Source organism: Variovorax sucrosi (assembly GCF_051216635.1).
In the GTDB taxonomy this organism is placed as follows: Bacteria; Pseudomonadota; Gammaproteobacteria; order Burkholderiales; family Burkholderiaceae_C; genus Variovorax.
The window spans coordinates 285,627-310,468 of sequence record NZ_JBPJZU010000001.1 but is presented as its reverse complement, the minus strand read 5'-3'; the positions used below and the strand labels follow the sequence as shown (position 1 = coordinate 310,468).

13 protein-coding genes are annotated in these 24,842 nt (G+C 69.9%); all 13 read left to right on the top strand.

What is annotated here, in order from left to right:
• Positions 1-34: 34 nt before the first annotated feature.
• The 13 genes from ACSFBE_RS01350 to mdoH all read left to right on the top strand — a co-directional run bounded on the left by ACSFBE_RS01350 (position 35) and on the right by mdoH (position 24,829).
• Positions 35-688 (top strand): DUF4136 domain-containing protein, encoded by a 654-nt coding sequence (locus ACSFBE_RS01350; protein ID WP_435488566.1) that lies wholly within the window; start codon positions 35-37, stop codon positions 686-688.
• A gap of 25 nt (positions 689-713) precedes the next feature.
• Positions 714-1,358: a histidine phosphatase family protein gene (locus tag ACSFBE_RS01345; RefSeq protein ID WP_435488565.1), complete on the top strand. Its 645-nt coding sequence runs from the start codon at positions 714-716 to the stop codon at positions 1,356-1,358.
• A 559-nt stretch (positions 1,359-1,917) separates the two neighbouring features.
• Positions 1,918-9,198: an amino acid adenylation domain-containing protein gene (locus ACSFBE_RS01340; RefSeq protein WP_435488564.1), complete on the top strand. Its 7,281-nt coding sequence runs from the start codon at positions 1,918-1,920 to the stop codon at positions 9,196-9,198.
• Positions 9,195-14,201 carry an amino acid adenylation domain-containing protein gene (locus ACSFBE_RS01335; protein ID WP_435488563.1) on the top strand — a complete coding sequence of 1,669 codons (5,007 nt, stop codon included), beginning with the start codon at positions 9,195-9,197 and terminating at the stop codon, positions 14,199-14,201. The genes ACSFBE_RS01340 and ACSFBE_RS01335 overlap by 4 nt, the downstream gene beginning before the upstream one ends.
• A gap of 13 nt (positions 14,202-14,214) precedes the next feature.
• Positions 14,215-14,946 carry a 4'-phosphopantetheinyl transferase family protein gene (locus ACSFBE_RS01330; RefSeq protein ID WP_435488562.1) on the top strand — a complete coding sequence of 244 codons (732 nt, stop codon included), beginning with the start codon at positions 14,215-14,217 and terminating at the stop codon, positions 14,944-14,946.
• Positions 14,943-15,752, top strand: a complete 810-nt coding sequence (locus ACSFBE_RS01325) for a serine aminopeptidase domain-containing protein (RefSeq protein ID WP_435488561.1) — start codon at positions 14,943-14,945, stop codon at positions 15,750-15,752. The genes ACSFBE_RS01330 and ACSFBE_RS01325 overlap by 4 nt, the downstream gene beginning before the upstream one ends.
• A complete protein-coding gene (locus ACSFBE_RS01320) occupies positions 15,745-16,743 on the top strand; it encodes a serine aminopeptidase domain-containing protein (protein WP_435488560.1) in 999 nt (332 codons plus the stop codon). The genes ACSFBE_RS01325 and ACSFBE_RS01320 overlap by 8 nt, the downstream gene beginning before the upstream one ends.
• Positions 16,744-16,849: 106 nt before the next feature.
• Positions 16,850-17,350 (top strand): hypothetical protein, encoded by a 501-nt coding sequence (locus tag ACSFBE_RS01315; RefSeq protein WP_435488559.1) that lies wholly within the window; start codon positions 16,850-16,852, stop codon positions 17,348-17,350.
• 111 nt (positions 17,351-17,461) lie between these two features.
• The gene (gene miaB / locus ACSFBE_RS01310; RefSeq protein ID WP_435488558.1) at positions 17,462-18,832 is read left to right on the top strand and encodes a tRNA (N6-isopentenyl adenosine(37)-C2)-methylthiotransferase MiaB; all 1,371 of its coding nucleotides are present in this window, start codon (positions 17,462-17,464) and stop codon (positions 18,830-18,832) included.
• Positions 18,832-20,259: a sensor histidine kinase gene (locus ACSFBE_RS01305; protein WP_435488557.1), complete on the top strand. Its 1,428-nt coding sequence runs from the start codon at positions 18,832-18,834 to the stop codon at positions 20,257-20,259. The genes miaB and ACSFBE_RS01305 overlap by 1 nt, the downstream gene beginning before the upstream one ends.
• 53 nt (positions 20,260-20,312) lie before the next feature.
• On the top strand, positions 20,313-20,975 hold the full coding sequence (locus ACSFBE_RS01300; RefSeq protein ID WP_435488556.1) for a hypothetical protein: 663 nt from the start codon (positions 20,313-20,315) through the stop codon (positions 20,973-20,975).
• Between the two features lie 21 nt (positions 20,976-20,996).
• Positions 20,997-22,421 carry a sigma 54-interacting transcriptional regulator gene (locus ACSFBE_RS01295; RefSeq protein ID WP_435488555.1) on the top strand — a complete coding sequence of 475 codons (1,425 nt, stop codon included), beginning with the start codon at positions 20,997-20,999 and terminating at the stop codon, positions 22,419-22,421.
• A 395-nt stretch (positions 22,422-22,816) separates the two neighbouring features.
• The gene (gene mdoH, locus ACSFBE_RS01290; RefSeq protein ID WP_435488554.1) at positions 22,817-24,829 is read left to right on the top strand and encodes a glucans biosynthesis glucosyltransferase MdoH; all 2,013 of its coding nucleotides are present in this window, start codon (positions 22,817-22,819) and stop codon (positions 24,827-24,829) included.
• The last annotated feature ends 13 nt before the right edge of the window (positions 24,830-24,842 follow it).

Below are 24,842 nucleotides of genomic sequence, written 5' to 3'. Positions count from 1 at the left end.
CGACCGCCGGCCTGCGACCCTGGAGATTTTCGACATGACGCTACGACGTGCTTTCCTCGCCCTCAGCGCGCTCGCCCTGCTCGCCGCGCTGAGCGGCTGCGCCACGCGATGGGTGGTCGACAGCGAAGTCCGCAGCTTCTCGCAACTGCCCGCGAGCGGCGTGGCCGCCGGTGCCAGCTACCGCTTCGAGCGGCTCCCCTCGCAGCAGGAGGGTGACGCGGCGCGCGGTGCCGCGGCCCTCGAGGCCATGGCCGGTCCGGCGCTCGAGCGCGCCGGCCTGAGGCGCGACGACACCGCGGCCCGCTACAGCGTCCAGCTCGGCGCCCGCGTCACGCCGACCTTCTCGCCCTGGACCGATCCATGGTTCCATCCCGGCTGGGGTCCCGGATCGCGCTTCGGTCTGGGCTATGGCCGCGGCTGGGGCGGCGCGGGTTGGTACGGCGCAGGCTGGTACGGCCCGGGATTCCCCCCGGCCTCGACCCCCTGGTACCTGCGCGAGGTCAGCATCGTGCTGCGCGAATTGCCGTCGAACCAGGTCGTCTACGAGACCCGGGCGCGCAACGATGGCCCCTACAGCACCGACGCCGCCGTCCTGCCGGTGATGTTCCAGGCGGCGCTGCAGGGCTTTCCGAATCCGCCGTCCGGCGAACGGCGCGTCGACATCGAGATTCCGAAGGCGGCGCCGTGACGCGGCCACCGCGGTGCCGCTGCCCATGATGGAGGCCACCCGCCTGATCGCGGTGCGCCATGGCGAAACCGCCTGGAATGTGGACACCCGCATCCAGGGCCAGTTGGACATCGGCCTGAACGACACCGGGCAGCGCCAGGCGCGGCAGCTCGGCCGAGCCCTGGGCGAGGAGCCGATTTCGGCCATCTATGCCAGCGACCTGGCCCGCGCCTGGCAGACCGCGGCGGCGATCGGCGGCGCCCGTGGCTTGACGGTGCAGCCGGAGCCGCGGCTGCGCGAGCGCGCCTTCGGCAGCTTCGAGGGCCGCACCTTTGCCGAGATCGAAGCCGAGACGCCGGACCAAGCGCATCGCTGGCGTACCCGCGATCCCGAATTCCGCCCCGGCGGCCACGGGGAGTCGCTGCTCGAATTCCGCGCGCGCGTCACCGGGGTGGCCGAGGAACTGTCGGCGCGCCACGCCGGCGAACTCGTCGTGCTGGTGGCGCACGGCGGCGTCATGGACGTGCTCTACCGCGCGTCCACCCACCAGGAACTGCAGGCGCCGCGCACCTGGCATCTGGGCAACGCAGCCATCAACCGGCTGCTCTGGACGCCGCAAGGCCTCAGCCTGATCGGCTGGGGCGACGTGGGCCACCTGGTCGACGACGTGCGCGACGAAGCCATCGACTGACGCTGTCCTTCGGGCTTGACGGCGATCCGCGGCAATTCCTCACACATTCGCCGTTCAAGCGAGGTCAACAATGGTTGGCCTGCAGTGTTTAGTATTCATTTTTTATACGAATCGGCGCACAATGCGGGTGCGTAACGCCTTGTCACGCTGGCAGCTGTCAAGCCGTGAATCGCAACCAATTGCGTCCCATGTCACATTCCCCGGAATGGCATAGGCCGTTTGCTTGGCTTTCGGCAGATGGGCAAGCGCCCGCCGCAGGGTGGAAGATCTGCAGCAAAACGAGCGCTTTGTTATTAAATCTGACAATGAAGCAGGCGCGACGAGGAAGTGAGAAGTGAGCGCGCAGGCCCCTTGAAATTGGGGGCGGCGTGTCAGAAAGGCTGCCATGAACCAGAGACCCGAGTCCGCACCGTCCGCTCCATCCGCAGCCCCGTGTGCTGCGCTGGCGTTCGAGGGCGCGCAGCCGGCCGGCGTCGATGCGAGCATGGCCTGGACGGCTCTTCCGGGCCTGGTTGAACTTCCGCTGTCTGGCGCCGCCTCGGATCTTCCCTCCGGCACCGTGCAAACCGTTGCTTTCGCCGTCTGCCCCTCGGCCGGCACACGCCTCGCCCTGTTGGCGCGCACGCAGCAGACCACTCTCGAAGCACTGGCCTTCGCCGCCTGGTCCGTGGTGCTGGCGCGCCTGAGCACCCAGGACGAGTTCCTGCTGCCCAGTCGCTTCGGTCCCTCCGATGCACTGCAGCCGTTGCATGCCGACCTGCGTGGCGAGCCGACGCTGGCGATGCTGCTGCCCCGCCTTGAAGCGACGTTGCGCGGCACCGCGCCGTCGCGCGGAGCGAGCGACGACGCCCTGATGCATCCGTCGCGCACCCAGGCCGCGCTGCAGGTCGGGGCCACCATCGGGCCCGTCAGCGACACGCCCTTCGACCTCACGCTGGCCTTGGCCGTGCGCCCGGACGGCGGGTTCGACGGCGCGCTGCACCACACGGCGCGCGTGGACACGTCCACGGCGGCCCGCTGGGCCGGCCATGTGCAGACCGTGCTGGCCGCGCTCCCGGACCACCTCGACACCCCCTGGCACGCGCTCCCCCTGATGGGCGCGGACGAACAGTCGCTGCTCGAGCGCTTCAATGCCACGAGCGCCGCCTGGCCGACCGACCGGCTGGTTCATGAACTGGTGGAAGCGCAGACCGCACGCACGCCCGAGGCCGAGGCCGTGCGACACGGCCATCGGTCCCTGCGCTACGCGGAACTCGATCGCCACGCCAACCGCCTGGCCCGTCAGTTGCGCGCTCGCGGGGTCGGGCCCGACGTGCCGGTGGCCTTGTACCTGGAACGCAGCCTCGAGATGGTGGTCGGCCTGCTGGCCGTGCTCAAGGCCGGCGGTGCGTATGTGCCGCTCGATCCGAGCCATCCCACCGAGCGCACCGCCGTGATCCTTGCGGGCGCCCGCCCGGCGGTGATCCTTTCGCAGGAGGCGCTGCACAGCGCGCTGCCGACCGGCGGCGCCGACGTGCTGCTGATCGACACGCTGCTGTCGCGCGCCCAACCCGCCGGCGACGATAGCGCAGCGCCGCTGCCGGCCAGCCTGCCGCCGATGTCGCCGCAGCAGCTCGCCTACGTCATCTACACCTCCGGATCCACCGGCACCCCCAAGGGCGTCGCCATGCCGCACCGCGGACTGGTCAACCTGCTGCACTGGCAGCAGGCGCACCCGCCGGTCGCAAAGCCGCAGCGCACCCTGCAGTTCGCCGCCCTGGGCTTCGATGTCGCCTTCCAGGAGATCTTCGCGACCCTCGGCACCGGCGGCACGCTGGTGCTGATCGACGAGTCGGTGCGGCGGGATCCGCAGGCGCTGGTGGCGGTGATGCGCGAACAACGGGTCGAACGCCTGTTCCTGCCCTTCATCGCGTTGCAGAACCTCGCCGAATACGCCGTGGCGGCCGGCGAGTCGCTGCCCGACCTGCAGGACGTGATGACGGCCGGCGAGCAACTGCACGCCAGCCCCGCCGTGCGCACCTTCTTCGCGCGCCACCCGGGCAGCCGGCTGCACAACCAGTACGGGCCGACCGAAAGCCATGTCGTGACCGCACTGCAACTCGGTGCCGATCCGTCCGAGTGGGCGGCCCTGCCCTCGATCGGCCAGCCGATCGCCAACAGCCGCATCCATGTGCTCGACCGCCACGGCCAGGTCGCCCCCGTCGGCGTGGCCGGTGAAATCCACATCGGCGGCGTCGGCGTGGCCCGCGGCTACCTGCACCGGCCCGAGCTGACGGCCGAGCGCTTCGTTGCCGACCCGTTCAGCGACGATCCGCAGGCGCGCCTCTACAAGACCGGCGACATCGGCCGCTGGCGCGCCGATGGCGAGATCGACTACATCGGCCGCAACGACCATCAGGTCAAGGTGCGCGGCTTCCGCGTCGAACTCGGCGAAATCGAAAGCGCGCTGCTCGCGCACCCCGCCGTGCGCGAGGCCGCGGTGCTGGCGCGCCACGATGGCGGCGGCGACGCGCGCCTGGTGGCCTATGTCACCACGCAGCCGGACGCCTCCCCCAGCGCTGACGATTTCCGCACCCATCTACAAACCACGCTGGCACCGTACATGGTGCCCGGCATCTTCGTGACCCTCGACGCGCTGCCGCGCTCGCCCAACGGCAAGATCGACCGCCGCGCGCTGCCCGAACCGCTGGCCCAGCGCCCCGAGATGGCCGAGCCGTACGAAGAAGGCCGCACCGACACCGAACGCCTGGTGTGCGCCGCCTTTGCGCGCGCGCTGGGCATCGACCCGGTGGGCCGCGCCGACAACTTCTTCGACCTGGGCGGCGACTCGCTGCGCGTGCTCAAGGTGCTGGCCGACCTGCAGGCCAGCAGCAGCCAGCGCCTGTCGACCAACCTGTTTTTCCAGAATCCGACCGCCCAGGCGATCGCCCGCGAACTCGATGGCGTCGTCACCGCGCCGGCGGCGGCACGCGCCGCGCCCATCGGCGGTGATGTGCAAGAGCCCATCGCGCTGGTCGGCATGGCCGGCCGCTTCCCCGGCGCCGCCGACGTGGAACAGTTCTGGGACAACCTGGTCGCCGGCCGCGACACGATCCGCTTCTTCGACGATGCGACGCTCGACGCTGGCGTCAGCGCCGCGCTGCGGGCCGACCCGGCCTATGTGCGCGCCCGCGGCGTGCTCGACGACGTCGACCAGTTCGACGCCGCTTTCTTCGGCATCAACCCCAAGGAAGCGACGCTGATGGACCCGCAGCAGCGCCTCTTCCTGGAGATCTGCTGGGAATGCATGGAACGCGCCGGCTACGCGCCCGACCAGCAGCAGCGCCCGGTCGGCGTGTACGCCGGCATGCACAACGCGACCTACTTCCAGCGCCACGTGATGCCGCGCGACGATCTGATCGAAGCGGTCGGCGAGTTCGCCGTGATGCTCGGCAACGAGAAGGACTACCTCGCCACCCGCGTGGCCAACCGGCTCAACCTCACCGGCCCGGCCATCAGCCTGAACACGGCCTGCTCGACCTCGCTGGTCGCCATGGCGCAGGCCTTCCACGCGCTGCGCTCGGGCCAGTGCGACATGGCGCTGGCCGGCGGCGTCGCCATCCACTGCCCGCCGAACAGCGGCTATCTCTATCAAGAGGGCGCGATGTACTCGCCCGACGGCCACACGCGCAGCTTCGACGCCAAGGCCCAGGGCACGGTGTTCAGCGACGGTGCCGCGGTCGTGATGCTCAAGCGCCTGTCCGACGCGCAGGCCGACGGCGACACCATCTATGCGGTGCTGCGCGGCGTCGGTGTGAACAACGACGGCGCGGTCAAGGCCAGCTTCACGGCGCCCAGCGTCGACGGCCAGGCCGCCGTGGTGTCGATGGCCCTCGCCTCGGCCGGCGTCGATGCACGCAGCATTTCGTACGTCGAAGCGCACGGCACCGCCACGCCGATGGGCGACCCGGTCGAAGTGGCCGCCCTGGCACGCGCCTACGCACGCCACACGGCTGACAGCGGCTTCTGTGCCATCGGCTCCGTCAAGAGCAATGTCGGCCATACGCTGATGGCCGCCGGCGCCACCGGCGTCATCAAGACCGCGCTGGCCCTGCACGCGCAGCGCCTGCCGGCCTCGCTGCACTTCGATGCGGCCAACCCGTCGATCGATTTCGACGGCACGCCCTTCCGCGTCAACGCGCAGCTCTCGGCTTGGCCACGCGAGGCCGGCGTGCCGCGCCGCGCGGGCGTCAGTTCCTTCGGTGTGGGCGGCACCAACGCGCACGTCATCCTCGAAGAAGCGCCGCTCGCCCAGCCGTCCGAACCGGTCGCCGGCCCGCAGCTGTTCACGCTGTCGGCCCGCACGCCCACGGCGCTGGCCCGCATGGCGGCGCAACTGGCCGACCATCTGGAAGCCGAGCCCTCGCTCAACCTCGGTGATGTGGCCCACACGCTGCGCGTCGGCCGCAAGGCCTTCGCGCAACGGCTGGCGCTGGTGGCCGACGGCTCCGCCGAAACGGTCGCCATGCTGCGGGCCCCGAGTTCGCCGTACAAGGTGAGCGGTACGGTCGCGCCGCGCAGCCACGATCTGGTGCTGCTGTTCCCCGGCCAGGGCGCGCAGTACGCCGGCATGGGTCGCACGCTGTATGTGCACGACGAGATCTTCCGCGCCGCACTCGACGAATGCTTCGCGGCCTTCGACGCCGTGCTGCCTTTCAGCCTGCGCGAACGCATGTTCTCGGACGATGCCAATGCACTGCTGCCGACGGCGGTCACGCAACCGGCCACCTTCGCGCTCGAAGTGGCGCTGGCGCGCCGCGCGCTGGCCTTCGGCCTGCGCCCCGCCGCCATGATCGGCCACAGCGTGGGCGAATTCGCCGCGGCGGTGATCGCCAACGTCATGTCGCTGGCCGACGCCGCGCGCCTGGTGGCGCAGCGCGGCGCGCTGATGCAGGCCCTGCCGGCCGGCCAGATGCTGTCGGTGCGCCTTGCCGCCGCCCAGCTCGCGCCCTTCCTCGGCGACGATCTGTCGCTGGCTGCCGAGAACGGGCCCAGCGCCTGCGTCGCCGCCGGCCCGACCGAGGCCATCGTTCGACTGCAGGCGCGGCTCGAGGCCGATGGCGTCGCCACGCGCCTGCTGCAGACCTCGCACGCCTTCCACTCCGCCATGATGGCGCCGGCGGTGGCGCCCTTCGAGACCCTGGTGCGCGAACTCACCCTGTCCCCGCCGCAACGCACCATCGTCTCGACCCTGACCGGCCGCGTGCTCACCGCCGACGAAGCGACCGACCCCGCCTACTGGGCGCGCCACCTGCGCGAAACGGTGCGCTTCTCGCCCGCCCTGATCGCGGCGCTGGGCCAGTTCGCCGAGCCGCTCTTCGTCGAACTGGGTCCGCGCAACAGCCTGAGCACGCTGGTGCGCCAGCATGCGACGCGCGAGAAGCCCGCGCCGGTCGCCCTGCCCATGCTCGGCGCCACGCCGGTGGATGAACTCGTCGCCCATCGCCTGGCGCTCGGCCGGCTCTGGACGCTGGGCACGACGCCCGACCTGCACCAGCTCGACACGCGCAGCCGCAAGTCGCGGGTGCGCCTGCCCACCTACCCCTTCGAACGCAAGCGCCATTGGGTCGACATCGCAGCACCGGCCACGCCGGCTGCCGTCTCGACGCCTTTGCCGGCGCTCGCCACTTCCGTCACCCCCATCGATCCGCCTCCGGAGCCCGCCATGTCCACCGACGTCCTGACCGCCCGCCATGCCACGCTGCACGCCAAGGTGCGCGAGCTTTTCGAAGACATCTCGGGCACGCCGATGGCCGATGCCGACGGCGCCAGCGCCTTCATCGACCAGGGCATGGACTCGCTGGTGCTCACGCAGGCCGCGCTCCAGGTCAAGAAGCACTTCAAGATCAACATCAGCTTCCGCCAGCTCATGGAAGGCTGCCGCAGCTTCGACCTGCTGGTCGACCACCTCGACAAGAGCCTGCCACCCGAGCCGGCGAGCGCTCTGACCCCGGCACCGGCGCCGATGCGTACGGCCGCTGCCCCGGCCCACCCGCTGCCGGCCGCTGCCGTCGCGGCACTGCCGGTGCTGGCCGCACCCGCCAGCATCGCGGTGATGCAGCCGCAAGCCGGCACGCCGTTGATCCAGCAGGTCATCGCCCAGCAGATGCAGCTGATGCAGCAGCAGCTCGCGTTGCTGGCCGGCACCGGCACGGGCGGCGCCGTGCCGTCGGCCATCGAGATGCCAGCGCCGGCACCCGCCCTGGTCGCGGCGGCCCCGGTGGCCGCCGAGATGCCGACCACCGGTGGCGTCCCCTATGACGTCAAGAAGGCCTTCGGCGCCATCGCCCGCATCCACACCACGCCGAACCGCGAGATCACGCCGCGCCAGCAGGCCCGGCTCGATGCCTTCGTGCGGCGCTATGTCGAACGCAGCCGCAAGAGCAAGGAATTCACCGCCGCCAACCGGCCGCACATGGCCGATCCGCGCGTGGTCAACGGTTTCCGCCCTGCGACCAAGGAAATCACCTACCAACTGGTGGTCGACCGCTCCAAGGGCTCGCGCGTGTGGGACATCGACGGCAACGAGTACGTCGACACCCTCAACGGCTTCGGCATGAACATGTTCGGCTGGCAGCCCGATTTTCTGAACGACGCCATCCGCAAGCAGCTCGACCTCGGCTACGAGATCGGCCCGCAGCACCCGCTGGCCGCCGAGGTGACGCAACGTATCTGCGAGCTGACCGGCTTCGACCGCGCGGCGCTGTGCAACACCGGCTCCGAAGCGGTGATGGCGGCCATTCGCATCGCCCGCACCCACACCGGCCGCAGCACCATCGTGCTGTTCAGCGGCTCGTACCACGGCACCTTCGACGAGGTGCTGGTGCGCGCCGGCCGCGGCGCCCGCGGCATCCCGGCCACGCCGGGCGTGATGAGCGGCATGTTCGGCGACGTGCGCGTGCTCGACTACGGCACGCCCGAATCGCTCGCGTTCATCCGCAAGAACGCCAATGAACTGGCGGCGGTGGTGATCGAGCCGGTGCAGAGCCGCCGCCCGGACTTCCAGCCGAAGGAATTCTTGCAGGAAGTGCGCGCCATCACGGCGCAGAGCGGCACCTGCATGATCTTCGACGAGGTCATCACCGGGTTCCGCGCGCATCCTGGCGGCGCGCAGGCGCTGTTCGGCATCCGCGGCGACCTCGCCACCTACGGCAAGGTGATCGGCGGCGGCATGCCGATCGGCGCCATCGCCGGCAAGCGCGAGTACATGGACGCGCTCGACGGCGGCGCCTGGAACTACGGCGACGACTCGATCCCCACTGTGGGCGTGACCTACTTCGCCGGCACCTTCGTGCGGCATCCGCTCACGCTGGCCGCAGCCAAGGCGTCGCTCGACCACCTGAAGGCATCGGGCGGCGCGCTTCAGACGCAGCTCAACCTGCACACCGCCGCCATGGCCGACGAGCTGACCGCTTTCTGCCGCGAAGTCGGCGCGCCGCTGGAGATTCGCTACTTCGCCTCGCTCTGGCGCGTGAGCTGGCTGGAAGACCACCCGCTGCAGGACCTGCTGTTCGCGATGATGCGCAGCCGCAGCGTGCACATCCTCGACAATTTCCCCTGCTTCATGACGACCGCGCACACGCGTGCCGACATCGCGACCATCAAGTCGGCCTTCAAGGAATCGGTCGCCGAGATGCAGGAAGCCGAGTTCCTGCCAGGCCGCGCGCCGGCCAGCCGTGCCTTCGACGCCGCGCATCCGCCGGTGCCCGATGCACGCCTGGGCCGCGACAAGGACGGGCAGCCCGCCTGGTTCGTGCCCGATCCCGTCAACCCCGGCAAGTTCCGCAAGGTGGACGCGTGAACGCCAGGGCCGCCATCCACGACCTGACCGGCAGCCACGTGAACCCAACGACTGAACCGAAAGACGGCGCCGTCGCGGACGACTTCGACCCCTTCGCCCTCGGGGCGATCGCGGGCGTCGTCCCGACCACCGAGGCGCAGCGCGAAGTCTGGCTGGCCCACCGGCTCGGAAGCCAGGCCTCGCTGGCCTACAACGAGTCGGTCGACCTGCAACTCGACGGCGTGCTCGACGTGGGCGCGCTGTCGGCCGCGGTCACCGCTCTGCTGGCGCGGCACGATGCGCTGCGCGCCACCTTCTCGCCCGATGGCGAGCAACTGATCGTCGCCGCGCCCGGGCCGATCGCACTGCCGCTGAACGACCTGAGCGCGCTGAACGCCGAGGCCCGCGCCGAGGCGATGACCAAGGCGCACACCGAAGCCGTCGAGACGCCCTTCGACCTGGAGCAGGGGCCGCTGTTTCGCGCGGCGCTGTACCGGCTCGCGCCGACGCAGCACGTGCTGATGATGACGGCGCACCATTCGGTTTGCGACGGTTGGTCCTGGGGCGTCATCGCCGAAGACCTGGGCCTGCTCTACGCCGAACGATGCGGCCAGGGCGCGGCGCTCGACCCGGCACCCCGGTACGCCGACTATGCCCAATGGGAGCGCGCCGAAGCCGTCACGCCGATGGCGCAGACGCAGCTGAGCTACTGGCTGGGGCAATACCCCGGCGCCACCCTGCCGACGCTGGAGCTCCCACTGGACCGCCCGCGCGCCGCGCGGCGCAGCTTCGACGCGCGGCGCACCGATGTGCTGCTGCCCGCGCCGCTGGTCGACGCCGCCCGACAGCTCGGCGCGCGCGCCGGCATCAGCCTCTTCGCCACGCTCTTCAGCGTCTTCGCGGCGCTGGTGCACCGACTCTCGCAGCAGGACGACATCGTCGTGGGCGTCCCGGCCGCGGGACAGGCCGCCAGCGGCATGCCCAAGCTGGTCGGCCACTGCGTCAACCTGCTGCCGGTACGGGTGGCCGTCGATGCGGCGCAGCCCTTCGACACACTGCTGCGGCAGATTGCCGACACGCTGCTCGACGCCTTCGACCACCAGACGCTCACCTACGGCACGCTGCTCAAGCACCTGCCCCTCAAGCGCGATGCCAGCCGGCCGCCATTGGTCAGCGTCATGTTCAACCTCGACCGCGCCGCGACCTCGCAAGGCGGAAGCTTCCCAGGGCTGCAGAGCCGGCTGTGCGGCAATGCGCGCCACTTCGAGAACTTCGAACTGTTCCTCAATGCAGTGCCGGTGTCCGACGGCCTGCAGCTGGAGCTGCAATACAACACGGCGCTGTTCGACGAATCCACCGTGCGGCGCTGGCTGGCCTTGTACGGCGATGCACTGGCGCAACTCGCGCGCCAGCCGGATGCGACCGTTGCGCAGGCGCTGGCCTGCAGCGCCGAAGACCAGGCGCTGCTGCAGTCCTTCAACGCCACGGCTGCGCCGTACGACGCGCAGCTTCGCATCGACACCCTCATTGCGCGCCAGGCCCAGGCCACGCCCGAAGCGGTGGCGGTGCGCGCCGGTGGCGTGTCGCTGAGTTACCGCGAGCTGGACCAGCGCTCGAACGGGCTGGCAGCCAGCCTGCAGGCACAGGGCATCGGCCCCAGGGACCTGGTCGGCCTGTGCTGCGCACGCAATGCGCACATGCTGGTGGCGCTGGTCGGCATCCTGAAGTCGGGCGCCGGCTACGTGCCGCTCGACCCTGCCTTCCCGCGCGATCGGCTCGAATTCATGATCGAGGACGCGCAGTTGCGCGTCGCCGTGACCGATGCCGACACCGACGCCACCGCGCCGCTTCAGGCGCTGGCCCGCGTACGCGCCGACGACGTGCGGCCGACGTCCGAACAGCCCTCGCACGGCGGCGATGCCGGCAACGTCGCCTATGTGATCTACACCTCCGGCTCCACCGGCCGTCCCAAGGGCGTGCGGGTGCCGCACCGCACCGTCGTCAACCTGCTGACCGGCCTGCGCACGGTGCCGGGCATCGACGCGCAACGCCGCGTACTGGCCGTCACCACCCTGTCCTTCGACATCGCGGTGTCCGAAGTCATCCTGCCTTTGACGGTCGGCGCACGCATCGTGGTGGCCGACAAGACCCAGGCAATGGAAGGCGACCGCCTGCGCGAGCTGATCGAGTCCGAAGAGGTCGACTTCGTCGATGCCACCCCTTCGACCTGGCGCATCCTGCTCGACGCCGGCTGGCCCGGCCGGCGCGACCTGCTGGCGATCTGCACCGGCGAGCCGCTGCCGGCGGACCTCGCGCGCCAACTGCTGCCGATGGTCGGCGAACTCTGGAACGGCTACGGCCCGACCGAGACCACGGTGTGGTCGAGCTTGCACCGGGTGATACGTGCCGACGGCGTGATCCCGATCGGTCGCCCGGTGATCAACACCCAGTTCCATGTACTCGACAGCCAGGGGCAGCCGCTGCCGGTGGGGGTCACCGGCGAGCTCTACATCGGCGGTGCCGGCGTGACGCTCGGCTACCTCAACCGGCCCGAACTCACCGAGGAACGCTTCGTTCCCGCACGCGACGGCACCGGCGGCGCACGCTGGTATCGCACCGGAGACCTCGGTCGCTGGCGGGCCGACGGCACGCTCGAATGCCTGGGCCGCGCCGACCATCAGGTGAAGGTGCGGGGCTACCGCATCGAACTCGGCGAGATCGAATCCAACCTGGCGCGCCATGGCGCCGTCGACCGCGCCCTGGTGGTCACGCGCGAAGACGTGCCGGGCGATGTGCGCATCGTGGCCTACGTGGTGCCGCGCGGGCCGATGCCCGACGCGGCCGCGTTGCGCCAGCACCTCGCCAGCTTCCTGCCCGAATACATGCTGCCGCAGCACTACGTCGCGCTCGACGCGCTGCCGCTGCTGCCCAACGGCAAGATCGACCGCAAGGCGCTGCCGGCACCGTTGAGCGCGGCGGCCACGCGCCGCGACGCCGCGGTGCCGCCGCGCGACGAGCTCGATCGGCAGATCCTGGGGGTGATGGAGCAGACGCTCAGCCTGCCGGGGCTCGGCATCCAGGACGATTTTTTCGCGCTGGGCGGGCATTCGCTGCTGGCGGCACGCCTCACGGCGCAGCTCGGCCGCGAGCTGCAGCTCAAGCTGCCGATGTCGACGCTGTTCGAAGCGCCCACGGTCGAGCGCATTGCCGACGCGGTCAAGCGCCTGCGCGGGTCCGGCCAGGCCCAGGCGCAGCAGCCCATCGTGCACCAGCCCGATCGCCGCAGCGCGCCTCTCACGCCGGCGCAGGAACGCATCCGCTTTCTGGAAGAACTGCATCCGGGTCGCCCGGTCTACAACGCCCCGTCGGGCCATCGCTTCCGCGGTGCGCTCGACGTGGCCAAGTTCCGCGCCGCCCTGTACACCATGGTGCAGCGACACGCCGCGCTGCGCACGGCGATCGGCACCGACGCGCAGGGCGTGGCTGTGCAGGTCATCGTGCCGCGCATCGACTTCGACATTCCGCTGGTCGACCTGAGCGCCTTGCCCGAGGAAGAACGCGAACTCGAACTCGCCGGCCGCATGCAGCAACTGGCCGACCAGCCGCTGGACATCCATTGCGCACCGCTGTTCCGCATGGCGCTCTACCGGATGGGGCCGGACGACCACGCCTTCATGTTCGTGCCGCATCACCTGATCTGGGACGGCTGGTCCTTCGACATCTACCAGACCGAACTGTCGGCGATCTACGGCGCGCTGGTGCGCGAGCAAAAGCACACCTTGCCAGCGCCACCGGTGACGATGGGCGACTACGCCCAGTGGTACGCCGACTGGATGGCCCAGCCGGAGTTCAGCCGCCAGCTCGACTTCTGGAAGCAGCGTTTCGCGCGCATGCCCGCGCCACGCGCCGCCAAGACCGACATGCCGCGCAAGGCGGGCATGTCGGGCAAGGGCGGCGTCAACTGGATCCACATCGACCAGCCGACGACGCAGCGGCTGCGCGAGGTGGCACGTCAGCACGACGTCACGCTGAGCATGCTGACGCTGGGCGCCTATGTGCTGATGATGAGCGGCGCGATCGACAGCCGTTCGGTGGTCATCGCCACGCCGGTGCGCGGGCGCGAGATGCCCGAACTGGAATCGGTGATGGGCTTCTTCAACAACGTGCTGCCGCTGCCCTTCCAGGTCGACAGGACGCTTGGCTTCGGGGGCTTCATCCGCTATGTGAAGAACGAACTGGTGGCCGTCATGGGCTATCAGCAGGTGCCCTTCGAACGCATGGCCACCGAGCCCGAATTCGTCGACCTGGCGCAGGGCGCCGGGCTCTACCAGGCCCTGTTCTCCTTCCAGGACGCGCGCGAGCGGCCGCTCGATTTCGGCGGCCTGACGCACAAGCAGGTGCATCTGCTGCAACGCGGCGCCACCGATGACCTCGGCCTGTGGCTGCTCGAGAAGCCGCACGGCCTGGAAGGCCCGATCGCCTACAACGCGGACATCTACCTGCCGGAGACCGGCACCGCTTTCCGGGATCGCTTCGTCGAGATCCTGCGCACCCTCGCCGACCGCCCCGACATGCCGGTGTCCGAACTGGTCGCGCCGACCGATTCGGCGAGCGCGCGCCTGCTGTCGCGGCTCTCGTCGAGCGCCGAGCCGCCGCCGATGACGGTGGCAGCGCGCGAGCAGGCCGCCGTCGCCCGCAACGGCACGGCCACACTGCTGCAGCCGGAGCAGGCGCAGCTGGCGCAGGTCTGGGCCAGCGTGCTGAACATCGACGTCAACGACATCCGCGCGGGCGACAACTTCTTCGACCTCGGCGGCGATTCGCTGCTGGCGATGCGCGTGGTGCAGCAGTCCGAACAGAACTTCGGCCAACGCATCGAAGCGCGCCGCTACATGTTCGAAAGCCTGGCGCAGCTAGCGGCCTCGCAGGTCTCGGCACCGGCGCCCCTGACGTCGGCGGCCCCGCCGCCGGCGCGCGGCGGCCTGCTCGGCCGGGTGTTCTCCGGCTGGAGCCGCAAGGACTGATGCGGCGGTGCGCATGATCCTCTCGCCGTTCGCCCTCCCCGTCGATGCGCCCGGCTGCACGCTGTGGCGGATCGATCTGGACCAGCACGTCCCGGCCGCGGCACTCGCCAAGCTGTCGGCCGACGAGCTGGCGCGGGCGCGCCGCTTCGTCTTCGAGCGCGATCGGCAGCGCTTCATCGCCGCCCATGCCGCGCTGCGCCAACTGCTGGGCCAGCACACCGGCCGCTCCGGCGAGGGCCTGCGCCTGATGGCCGGCCGCTTCGGCAAACCGGCACTCGCGCCGGCGGGGCTGCACTTCAATCTGAGCCACAGCCAGGGCATCGGTCTGGTCGCCCTGTCGACCGGGGACGAGCCAGGCGTCGATCTCGAGTGGGTGCGTCCGATGCCCGACGCGCTGGCCCTCGCCGCCGCCTATTTCTCGCCCGCCGAGCACGCTGCCCTGGCCGCCTGCCCCGAGCCCCTGCGCGACCGCGCCTTCTTCGTCTGCTGGACCCGCAAGGAAGCCTGCCTGAAGGCGATCGGCATCGGGCTGGATCTGGCCACCGACGGCTTCGAAGTCGGCATCGCGCCCGAAGCACAGAACGTGGCCGTGGCCACGCCGGACGGCGTCGAACACCTGCGTTTGCAGTCCTTCGAGGACGGCGACAGCGCGATCGGCGCGCTGGCGCTGCGCCTGCGGCACGGCGGGCGACGCATGCTGGCGCCGGGCTCATCCGCCGAGGCGCCGCTGGAATTCACGGCATGACTCCCTTGATGTTCGGCCCGCCATCGCGGCGGCTCTTCGGTCTTTTCCATGCGGCGGAGGGCGCGCGCGCCAGCGACACCGCCGTGCTGTTGTGCCCGCCGATGGGCCACGAGGCCCTGCGCAGCCATCGCTTCTACCGCCTGCTGGCACTTCGGCTGTCGCGTCGCGGCGTGCCGGTGCTGCGCTTCGACCCCTATGGCACCGGCGACTCGCCAGGCGACGACGAGGATGGCGACATGGAGGGCTGGCGCCGCGACATCGGCGAGGCCCACCGCGAACTGCTCTCGCGCTCCGGTGCAGCCCGCCTCGTGTGGTTCGGCGCGCGCATCGGTGCCACGCTGGCGCTGCAGGCCGCAGCCTCGGCGAGCCCCCGCATCGCACGGCTCGTGCTCTGGGAGCCGGTGCTCGAGGGCCGCAGCTATCTGCAGGATCTGCGCGAAAAGCATGTGGCCGAATTGGAACTCAGCCATTCGATTCCGGACGCGGCCTGGCGCCGCAGCCTGCGCGACGATCCGGACGCCTTCAGCAGCGAGGCCTTTGGCTTCGGCATCTCGGACCTGCTGCGGCGCCAGATCGCGGGACTCACGCCCGAGGTGCTCCAGTTGAGCACCGGTACCGAACTCGTGGTGATCGCCAAACCCGACGATGCGAGCACCCGGCAGTGGGTCACGGCACAGACGCAGGGTCGAAGCGCACGCCATGTCCCATTGCCGCATACCATGATATGGACCAGCAACCCCCACCCCAATAATGAGATGGTGCCAGCGGAGGCATTGCAACGTGTAATGGCAGAAATCCATGAATGACTACACCGAGACACCCGTTCTGTTCGGCCCTGATGAAGGGCTTTTCGGCCTGCTCAGCCAGCCGCAGTCGAGCCGCTCCGACGCGGCCTGCCTGGTGCTCAACACGGGGGTGAACCACCGTATCGGGCCGCACCGCATCAACGTCAAGACGGCGCGCCGACTCGCGAGCGCCGGCATCCCGACGCTGCGTTTCGACCTCTCCGGCATCGGCGACAGCGTGGCGGCGCAGAGCCGCCATGCATTCCGCGCGCAAGCCGTCGAGGACATGAAGGCCGCGATGGACTACCTGGCCGAGCGTCACGGCATCCGCCGCTTCCTGGTGTTCGGCATCTGCTCGGGTGCCGAGAACGCCATGGCGTTGGCGCTCGCCGACCCGCGCGTGACGGGCATGCTGGCCTTCGACGGCGAGATGTACCTGACGCGCAGTGTGCGCATCGAGCGCAAGCTGCGCCGGCTGGCTGCTTTCCCGGTCAACCCGGCGGTACGCGCGAGCTACCTCTGGTGGCGCGACCTGACCGACTGGCTCGGCAAGGACGACGCCACCGCGCGCCAGCGCACCTTGGAGCGGCTGGCGTCGCTGCTGCCGAACCGCCAGCCGCGCGCGGCGGCGGGCAGCATCTTCGGAGGGGCCGAGGCACCGGTGGTGGACGCCGCGGAGCACGAGCGGCGCCTTCTGTCCCTGGCCGACCGCGGCGTAGCCGTGTCGCTGATGTATTCGGTGACCTACAACTCGACCGACCGCAACCACGGGATGCTGAGCCAACTGCGCGGCTCGCCGCTGTTCGAGCGGGTGCAATACCGCTTCTGGCCCGACATCGACCACACGGCGACGACGCGGGCAATGCAGACCCAATTGCTCGACGCGGTCGAGGACTGGGCCCGCGTCGCGGCCTTCGGCACCGCCGCGCGCCAAGCCCTGCCCGGCGCAGGGGCGTCATCGCCGGCGTCGGCCCCGCGCCCGGTCTCGACCAGCGCATCGGCCACCGCCTGACCCGCAAGCGCAGCGTCCCCCAGGGAGGGGCCGTCCACCGCCACCACACCCGTGCGCTGACCCCGACCGCTAAAATCGGCCGCTCCACAGCCTCTGGATATACCCCATGAACCGCTGCCAACGCACCGCCGCCCCCGGCCCCTCGGCCGCCCTTTCCGTCCTCTCCGTCCTCGTCATGCTGGCGGCGCTCGCCTGCCCGCCCGCCGTATGGGCGCAGACGCCGGACGCCGTGGTCCAGAACGAGGCCACTGCGGGTGGCCGCAACTTCCCGGAAGGCACGCTGCGCGGGCAGATGATGGTGCTGGCGGCGCCGGAGATCCAGCTCGACGGCCGGCCCGATCGCCTGTCGCCCGGGGCGCGCATCCGCAGTGCGGAGAACATGGTCGTGACGACCGGCGCCGTCACCGGGCAGAACCTGCTGGTCAACTACACGCGCGACCCGGCCGGCCTGGTGCGCGAGGTCTGGATCCTCACCGCCACCGAGGCGAGTGCGAAGCGCGTCTCGGCCGGCAGGCCCTTCCTGAACTTCTGGCCCTTCGTGGCGGCCAGCGGCGCGACCGACGACGGCAAGACGCCCTTCAACCAGTTGCCCGCTTTCGGGCAGTGAGGCCGGCGGCCGACGCCGCCGCATTTCCCTTTTTCCCCTTCCCCCTTCCATTTGGGCGCCTCGCAGGGCGCCTGCGGCATTTCTCCCGATGGTTTTCCATCCCCCCACGCCATGAGCAAAAAAGTCTTCATCAAAACCTTCGGCTGCCAGATGAACGAGTACGACTCGGACAAGATGGCCGACGTGCTGAACGCCGCGCAGGGCTACGAGCCGACGCAGGACATCGACGAGGCCGACCTGATCCTCTTCAACACCTGCTCGGTGCGCGAGAAGGCGCAGGAGAAGGTCTTCAGCGACCTCGGGCGCATCAAGCATCTGAAGGCCAAGGGCGTGAAGATCGGCGTGGGCGGCTGCGTGGCCAGCCAGGAAGGCGCGGCCATCCTCGCGCGTGCACCGTACGTCGACGTGGTGTTCGGCCCGCAGACCTTGCACCGGCTGCCCGAGATGCTGGCCCAACGCGAGGCGCAAGACCGCCCGCAGGTCGACATCAGTTTTCCCGAGATCGAGAAGTTCGACCACCTGCCGCCGGCGCGGGTCGAGGGTGCGACCGCCTTCGTCTCGATCATGGAAGGCTGCTCGAAGTACTGCAGCTACTGCGTCGTGCCCTACACCCGCGGCGAAGAGGTCAACCGGCCGCTCGACGACGTGCTGGTCGAGGTCGCCGGCCTGGCCGACCAGGGCGTGCGCGAGGTCACGCTGCTCGGCCAGAACGTCAACGCCTACCGCGGCCGCATGGGTGACACGGCCGAGATCGCCGACTTCGCGCTGCTGATCGAGTACATCGCCGAGATCCCCGGCATCGAGCGCATCCGCTACACCACCAGCCACCCGAACGAGTTCACGCCGCGGCTGATCGAGGCCTACGCCAAGGTGCCGCAACTGGTGAGCCACCTGCACCTGCCGGTGCAGCACGGCAGCGACCGCATCCTGATGGCGATGAAGCGCGGCTACACCGCGATGGAATACAAGAGCACGGTGCGCAAGCTGCGCGCGATCCGGCCCGAACTCGCGCTCAGCAGCGACTTCATCGTCGGCTTCCCCGGCGAGACCGACGAGGACTTCGCGAAGATGATGAAGCTCATCGAGGACTGCCGCTTCGATTCGAGCTTCAGCTTCATCTTCAGCCCGCGCCCCGGCACGCCCGCCGCGGCGCTGCACGACGACACGCCGCACGCGGTGAAGCTGGCGCGCCTGCAGCAGGTGCAGGCGGCGATCGACGTCAACGTCAAGCACTTCGGCCAGGCGCTGGTCGACACCACGCAGCGCGTGCTGGTCGAAGGCGCGTCGCGCAAGAACGCGAGCGAACTGATGGGCCGCACCGCCTGCAACCGCGTCGTCAATTTCGAAGGCGACGCACGCCTGGTCGGCCAGATGGTCGACCTGCGCATCACGCGCTCGCTGGCCTACACCCTGCGCGGTGAAGTGCCCACGCGCGAACTGGCAGGCGCCGCCCTGCCGGCCACGGCTTCGCTCGCCGTCTGATGACAAAGCTCACCACCGCGCGCGGCTCCTTCCAGCAGCTGCTGCTTTTCGCCTTCCTCCTGATCACCGCCCTGCTGGTGGGCGTGGCGCTGCGCGCCGTGTTCCAGTACGACGCGCTCATGACCCAGAGCCGCGACGCCGCGACCCGCGCGCTCACGCTGTCGGGCGCGGCGCAGTCGCTGGCCGAGCGCAGCGCGGCGATGGAACGGGCCGGCCGCCAGTCGCTGGTGCTCAACGACGCGGTGCTGCGCCGACGTTTCGACGACGCCGCGCGCGACGCGCAAAACGTGCTCACGCGGCTGGCCGACAACGGTGTGCAGCGCACGTCCATCGACGCCTGGCGCATGCAGCTCGATGCGATGGAACGGCTGCTGGTCGGGCCCTCCGACACCGCCCTCACCCGCGAAACCACGCTCGCCATGCAGTTCCGCGACCTCGACGCGGTGAACACCGACATCGCCCAGCAGGCACAGACGCAGATCGAGGCACAGAACACAGCCCTTTCGACCCGCCTGGAAGACGCCCGCACGCGGCTGATGCGCCAGGTGCTGGCCGCCAGTGCGCTGGCGGTGGCACTGGCGCTGGCCTTCGGCGTCTGGCTGGCGCGGCCCTTCAAGCGGCTGCAGCGCGCCATCGTGGGGCTGGGCGAGAACCGGCTCGACGAGCCGATCGATATCCGAGGCCCGGCCGACGTGCGGCGCGTGTCGCAGCAGCTCGAATGGTTGCGGCTGCGTCTGACGGAACTCGATGCCGACAAGGCACGCTTCCTGCGTCACGTCTCGCATGAACTCAAGACGCCGCTGGCGGCCCTGCGCGAAGGCATCTCGCTGCTGGAAGACGGCGTGACCGGGGCGCTCAATCCGGCGCAGCGCGAGGTCGCGCAGATCCTGCAACAGAACGCCATCTCGCTGCAAAGCCAGATCGAGGCGCTGCTGCGCTTCAACGCCGCCGCCTTCGAGGCGCGCGACCTGCACCGCCAGCGCACGGCCCTGTTGCCGCTGATCGAGGAGCAGGTCGAGGCGCAACGCCTGCAATGGCAGGCGCACGGGCTGCAGGTGCAGGTCGAGGGCGAACCGCTGTCGATCACCGTCGACCCCGCCAAGCTGGGCACGGCCCTGGCCAACTTGCTGTCGAACGCGATCCGATTCTCCGAGCGCGGCGGCATCATCCGCTTCGACGTCTCGGGCACCTCCGACGTCGCGCGCATCGACATCAGCGACGCCGGCCCCGGCATCGCCGAGGGCGACCGCGACCGCATCTTCGAACCCTTCTACCGCGGGGAACGCCAGCCCGAGCACGCGGTCAAAGGCACAGGCATCGGCCTGTCGATCGTGCAGGAGTACATTGCTGCACACGGCGGCCACATCGCGCTGCTGCCCGACGGCCCCGGGGGGCGATTCCGCATCGAACTCCCGCGCTCCGCCTGAGCCGCCGCGCTCCTGTCCCCGAATACCTCGCGCTCCCACGCTTTCTTCGAACCATGTTTTTTTCGTTCGCCCGCTGTCCGGCCCTTGCCTCGGCGCTCGCCCTGTCGTCGCTGACCCTCCTGAGCGCCTGCACCACGCCGCCGCCCGCGTCGGCGCCGCCCCCGCCTGCGACCCCCGTGCCGGCACCGCCGCCGCCCCCGGTGGTCCGCGTGACCCCGGTCGAGGCGGAGCCGATCGCTCTGGCGACCCAGCCGGCACTGGCCTTCTCGCTGCGCGGCGCCACCCCGGCCGAAGCCGTCCTCACCTATGCCGACCGGCTGCGCCCGCTCAGCGCCAACGAGCTGGCGGCCGAACTGACGCGCCTGGGCGACCCCGGCGATGCGCCGTTGGCGCAGATGCAGGTGGCCCTGGTGCTGGCGCAGACGCGCGTGCCGGCCGATCTGGGGCGCTCGTTGGGGCTGCTGCAACGCGTGATTTCCAATCCGTCCGCCGACGCCCAGCCGCTTCAGCCGCTGGCACGCCTGCTGGCGGCACGCTTCGTCGAACAGCGCAAGGTCGAGGACGACCGCGACCGCCAGGCCCAGCAGGCGCGCGACGCACAGCGCCGCATCGACCAGCTGAACGATCGGATCGAGGCCCTGCGCGCCATCGAACGCAGCTTCGCTCGGCCCAATGCACCGGCGCCGACCAACGGCAGCAAGCCCGCCGCGCCCTGAGCGGCGCCCGAAGGAATATCCATGAGTGAAGCACCCAGTTCCGCGAAAGCCACCGGCGCCCGACTGCTGGTGGTCGACGACGACCCCGACATGCTGCGCCTGCTGTCGATGCGGTTGAATTCCGCCGGCTACCAGGTGACGGCCGTGACGTCGGCGGAATCGGCGCTGACCCAGCTCGAGATCGAGCATCCGCAGCTGGTGCTGAGCGACGTGCGCCTGCCCGGCCGCGACGGGCTTGCGCTGTTCGACGAGATCCGCAAGGACCACCCGACGCTGCCGGTGATCCTACTCACCGCGCACGGCACCATCCCCGACGCGGTCGAGGCGACGGCGCGCGGCGTCTTCACCTACCTGACCAAGCCCTACGACGCGCGCGAGCTGCTCGAGAAGATCAGCCAGGCGCTGGCCATGGGCTCGCCCGCCACCACGCCCAGCGCCGGCGGCGACGAGAGCTGGCGCTCCGAGATCGTCAGTCGCAGCAACCGCATGGCCGAACTGCTGGCCGAGGCGCGCATGGTCGCCAAGTCCGACGCGTCGGTGCTGCTGCGCGGCGACAGCGGCGCCGGCAAGGAACTGCTGGCCCGCGCCATCCACAAGGCCAGCGCGCGGGCCGAGAAGCCCTTCGTGGCAGTCAACTGCGGGGCCATCCCCGAGGCGCTGCTCGAATCGGAACTGTTCGGCCACATGAAGGGCGCCTTCACCGACGCCCATGCCAACCACAAGGGCCTGTTCCAGCAGGCCGACGGCGGCACGCTGCTGCTCGACGAGATCGGCGACATGCCGCCCGCCCTGCAGGTCAAACTGCTGCGCGTGCTGCAGGAGCGCGCGGTGCGGCCGGTCGGCGCCGCCCAGTCGATCGCGGTCGACGTGCGCATCGTCTCGGCCACCCACCGCGACCTCGACGCCGCGATGGAGGCGGGCCAGTTCCGCGAAGACCTGTACTACCGGCTCAACGTGGTGACGCTCACGCTGCCGCCGCTGTCGGCCCGGCGCGAAGACATCCCGCTGCTGGCCAACCACTTCCTGCAGCGCCTGTCGACGAAATACGGCAAGCGGCTTTCCGGCTTCGCGCCCGAAGCGATCAAGGCGCTCACCACGGCCTCCTGGCCGGGCAATGTGCGGCAACTGTTCAACGTGGTCGAGCAGGTCTGTGCGCTGTCGAGCTCACCGCTCATCCCGCTGGCGCTGGTGCAGCGAGCGCTGCGCGTTCCGACCGTGGAGGTCCAGACCTATGCCGACGCCAAGCAGCGTTTCGAACGCGACTATCTGGTGGGCCTGCTCAAGCTGACCGACGGCAATGTGGCCGATGCCGCGCGGCTGGCCGACCGCAATCGGACCGAGTTTTACCGCCTGCTGCAAAAGCACGAACTGACCCCCGGTCACTTCAAGGCCGACGGCCCGACGTCGCCACCTGGCGAAGCTGTCGCTGACGAGCGACGCAAGTAAACCGTTGATTTCATTGGGTTTGGTCATCGCAGCTGCCAGGGCTGTCGGGCTTTGGCGACAAAATCAGGGGTTTTCGGCCTTCCCGATCGGCTTCCCCGGCATTTTCAGGCCTGCATTTCACCTAAGCCTTTGATTTAAAAGCGCTTTTCCATGCTGGCACAGGGTTTGCCCCTGTAGAGGCATGACCGTCCTTTCCAGCCCCTCTTTCACGCTGCGTCCGCGGCGCGATGGCCTGCGTTCTGCGCAGGTTTCCCTCTCGCGGCCCCGTGCCGCCAGCCCGTTGGCGGCCGGATCCGACGGATTGGGCGGCGCCGCCCCCGACTGCGTCTTCAAGCGCTTTCCAGCGATTGGCGACACCCCTTCTTCCCTTCAAAAGCAACGTTGGTGAGCCGCACATGAAACCAAACGATTTCTCCCAGATGAAGGTTCTGACCCCGGCCGACCTCGGCCCGAAGCGCAGCGCGTTTCGCGAGGACCGTCATCCGAACGCCGTGACCGCACCGCCGGTCAACCGCGGCTCCATGGCGCCCCGCCCCTGGCGCGGTTTCTGGAACAGCATCGGCACGGCCATGCTGGTGAAGCTCGGCGCCGGCGGCAAGACCGCCCGCGAGCAAGCCGTCGAACTCGGCCCGGAACAGCCGTGGCAACGCGCCGCCAAGCAGCGTCGACTGGCCTTCATGCTGCTGGCCCTGTTCAGCACCGTGATCGCGTCGATCCTGTTCGCCGGCGTGCAACCCGACTACGACAACGTCTGGCTCGAATACGGCCAGATCGGCCTGTACGGCCTGCTGTCCGGCTGGGTCGTCACCGGCTTCGTGACCGCGCTGATGGGCTTCTATGTTTCCGTCCGCGGTGACAAGCACGCGCTGTCCGTCAAGCAGGTGGCCGACCACCCGATGAACCCGGAAACGCGTACCGCGATCATCATGCCGATCTGCAACGAGGACGTGGCCACGGTGTTCGCCGGCCTGCGCGCCACGTGCGAATCGGTCGCCGCCACCGGCCATTCGAAGCAGTTCGACGTCTTCGTGCTGTCCGACAGCTACGACGCCGAAACGGCCAAGGCCGAACGCGCCGCCTGGGAAGACCTGCGCGCCGCGCTCGCCGAGAGCCCCAACCAGCCGCAGGTCGAGGTGTACTACCGCCTGCGCACCCGCCGCACGCACCGCAAGGCCGGCAACGTGGCCGACTTCTGCCGCCGCTGGGGCAACGACTACAAGTACATGGTCGTGCTCGATGCCGACTCGGTGATGAGCGGCGACTGCCTGACCGCCATGGTCAAGCTGATGGAAGCCAACCCGACGGCCGGCGTGATCCAGACCGCGACGCAGGCCATCGGCCACGTCACGCTGCACGCCCGGGCCCAACAATTCGCTTCCCGCGTGACGGGCCGCCTGTTCACGCTGGGCATGCAGTTCTGGCAACTGGGCGAATCGCACTACTGGGGCCACAACGCCATCATCCGCGTCAAGCCCTTCATGGACCACTGCGCACTGGCACCGATCGCCGGCACCGGCGGCATGTCGGGCGGCATCATGTCGCACGACTTCGTCGAAGCCGCGCTGATGCGCCGCGCCGGCTACCACGTGTGGCTGGTGTCCGACCTGGTCGGCAGCTACGAGCAGCAACCGCCGGACCTGCTGTCCGAACTGCAGCGCGATCGCCGCTGGTGCCAGGGCAACCTGCAGAACGCCCGCCTGATGGCCGAGCCCGGCATCCACCCGGTGCACCGCGCGATGTTCGTGACCGGCACCATGGCCTACGTTTCGGCCCCGCTGTGGCTGGCCTTCCTGACGCTGGGCACCGCCCTGTGGCTGTCGGGTTCGAGCCTGATCTCGAGCTGGCATGTGCTGCCGGGCGAGCTGGCCGCCCTGTGGGCCTGGACGCTGAGCCTGCTGTTCCTGCCGCGCGTGCTGGGCATCGCTGCTGTGCTGATGCGCGGCGAGCAGCGCCAGTTCGGTGGCCTGGGTGGCCTGCTCAAGAGCTCGGTGCTGGAAAGCGCGCTGGCCATCGTGCAAGCCCCGGTTCGCATGCTGGCGCACTCGCTGTTCGTCGTCGTCGCCCTCACCGGCGTCAAGCTGAACTGGAAGTCGCCTCCCCGCGAAGCCGCCGCCGTGCCGTGGCGCATCGCCTTCTCGCAGCTGGCACCCATGACCGCGATCATCGCCATCCTGGCCGTCGGCATCGCGCTGATCGACCCGAGCGCGCTGATCTGGCTGATGCCCGTGGGCCTGCCGCTGCTGCTGGCGATCCCGCTGACCGTACTGACCAGCCAGATCGCGCTGGGCACCACGCTGCGCGACCGCGGCTACCTGCTGATCCCCGAGGAATCGCGTTCGCCGGCCGTCCTGCGCCGCGCCTGGATGCATGCGCTGAAGCTGGCGCGTCCTGCGCTGGCGACTGCCTGAGCGTCGTCCGCCT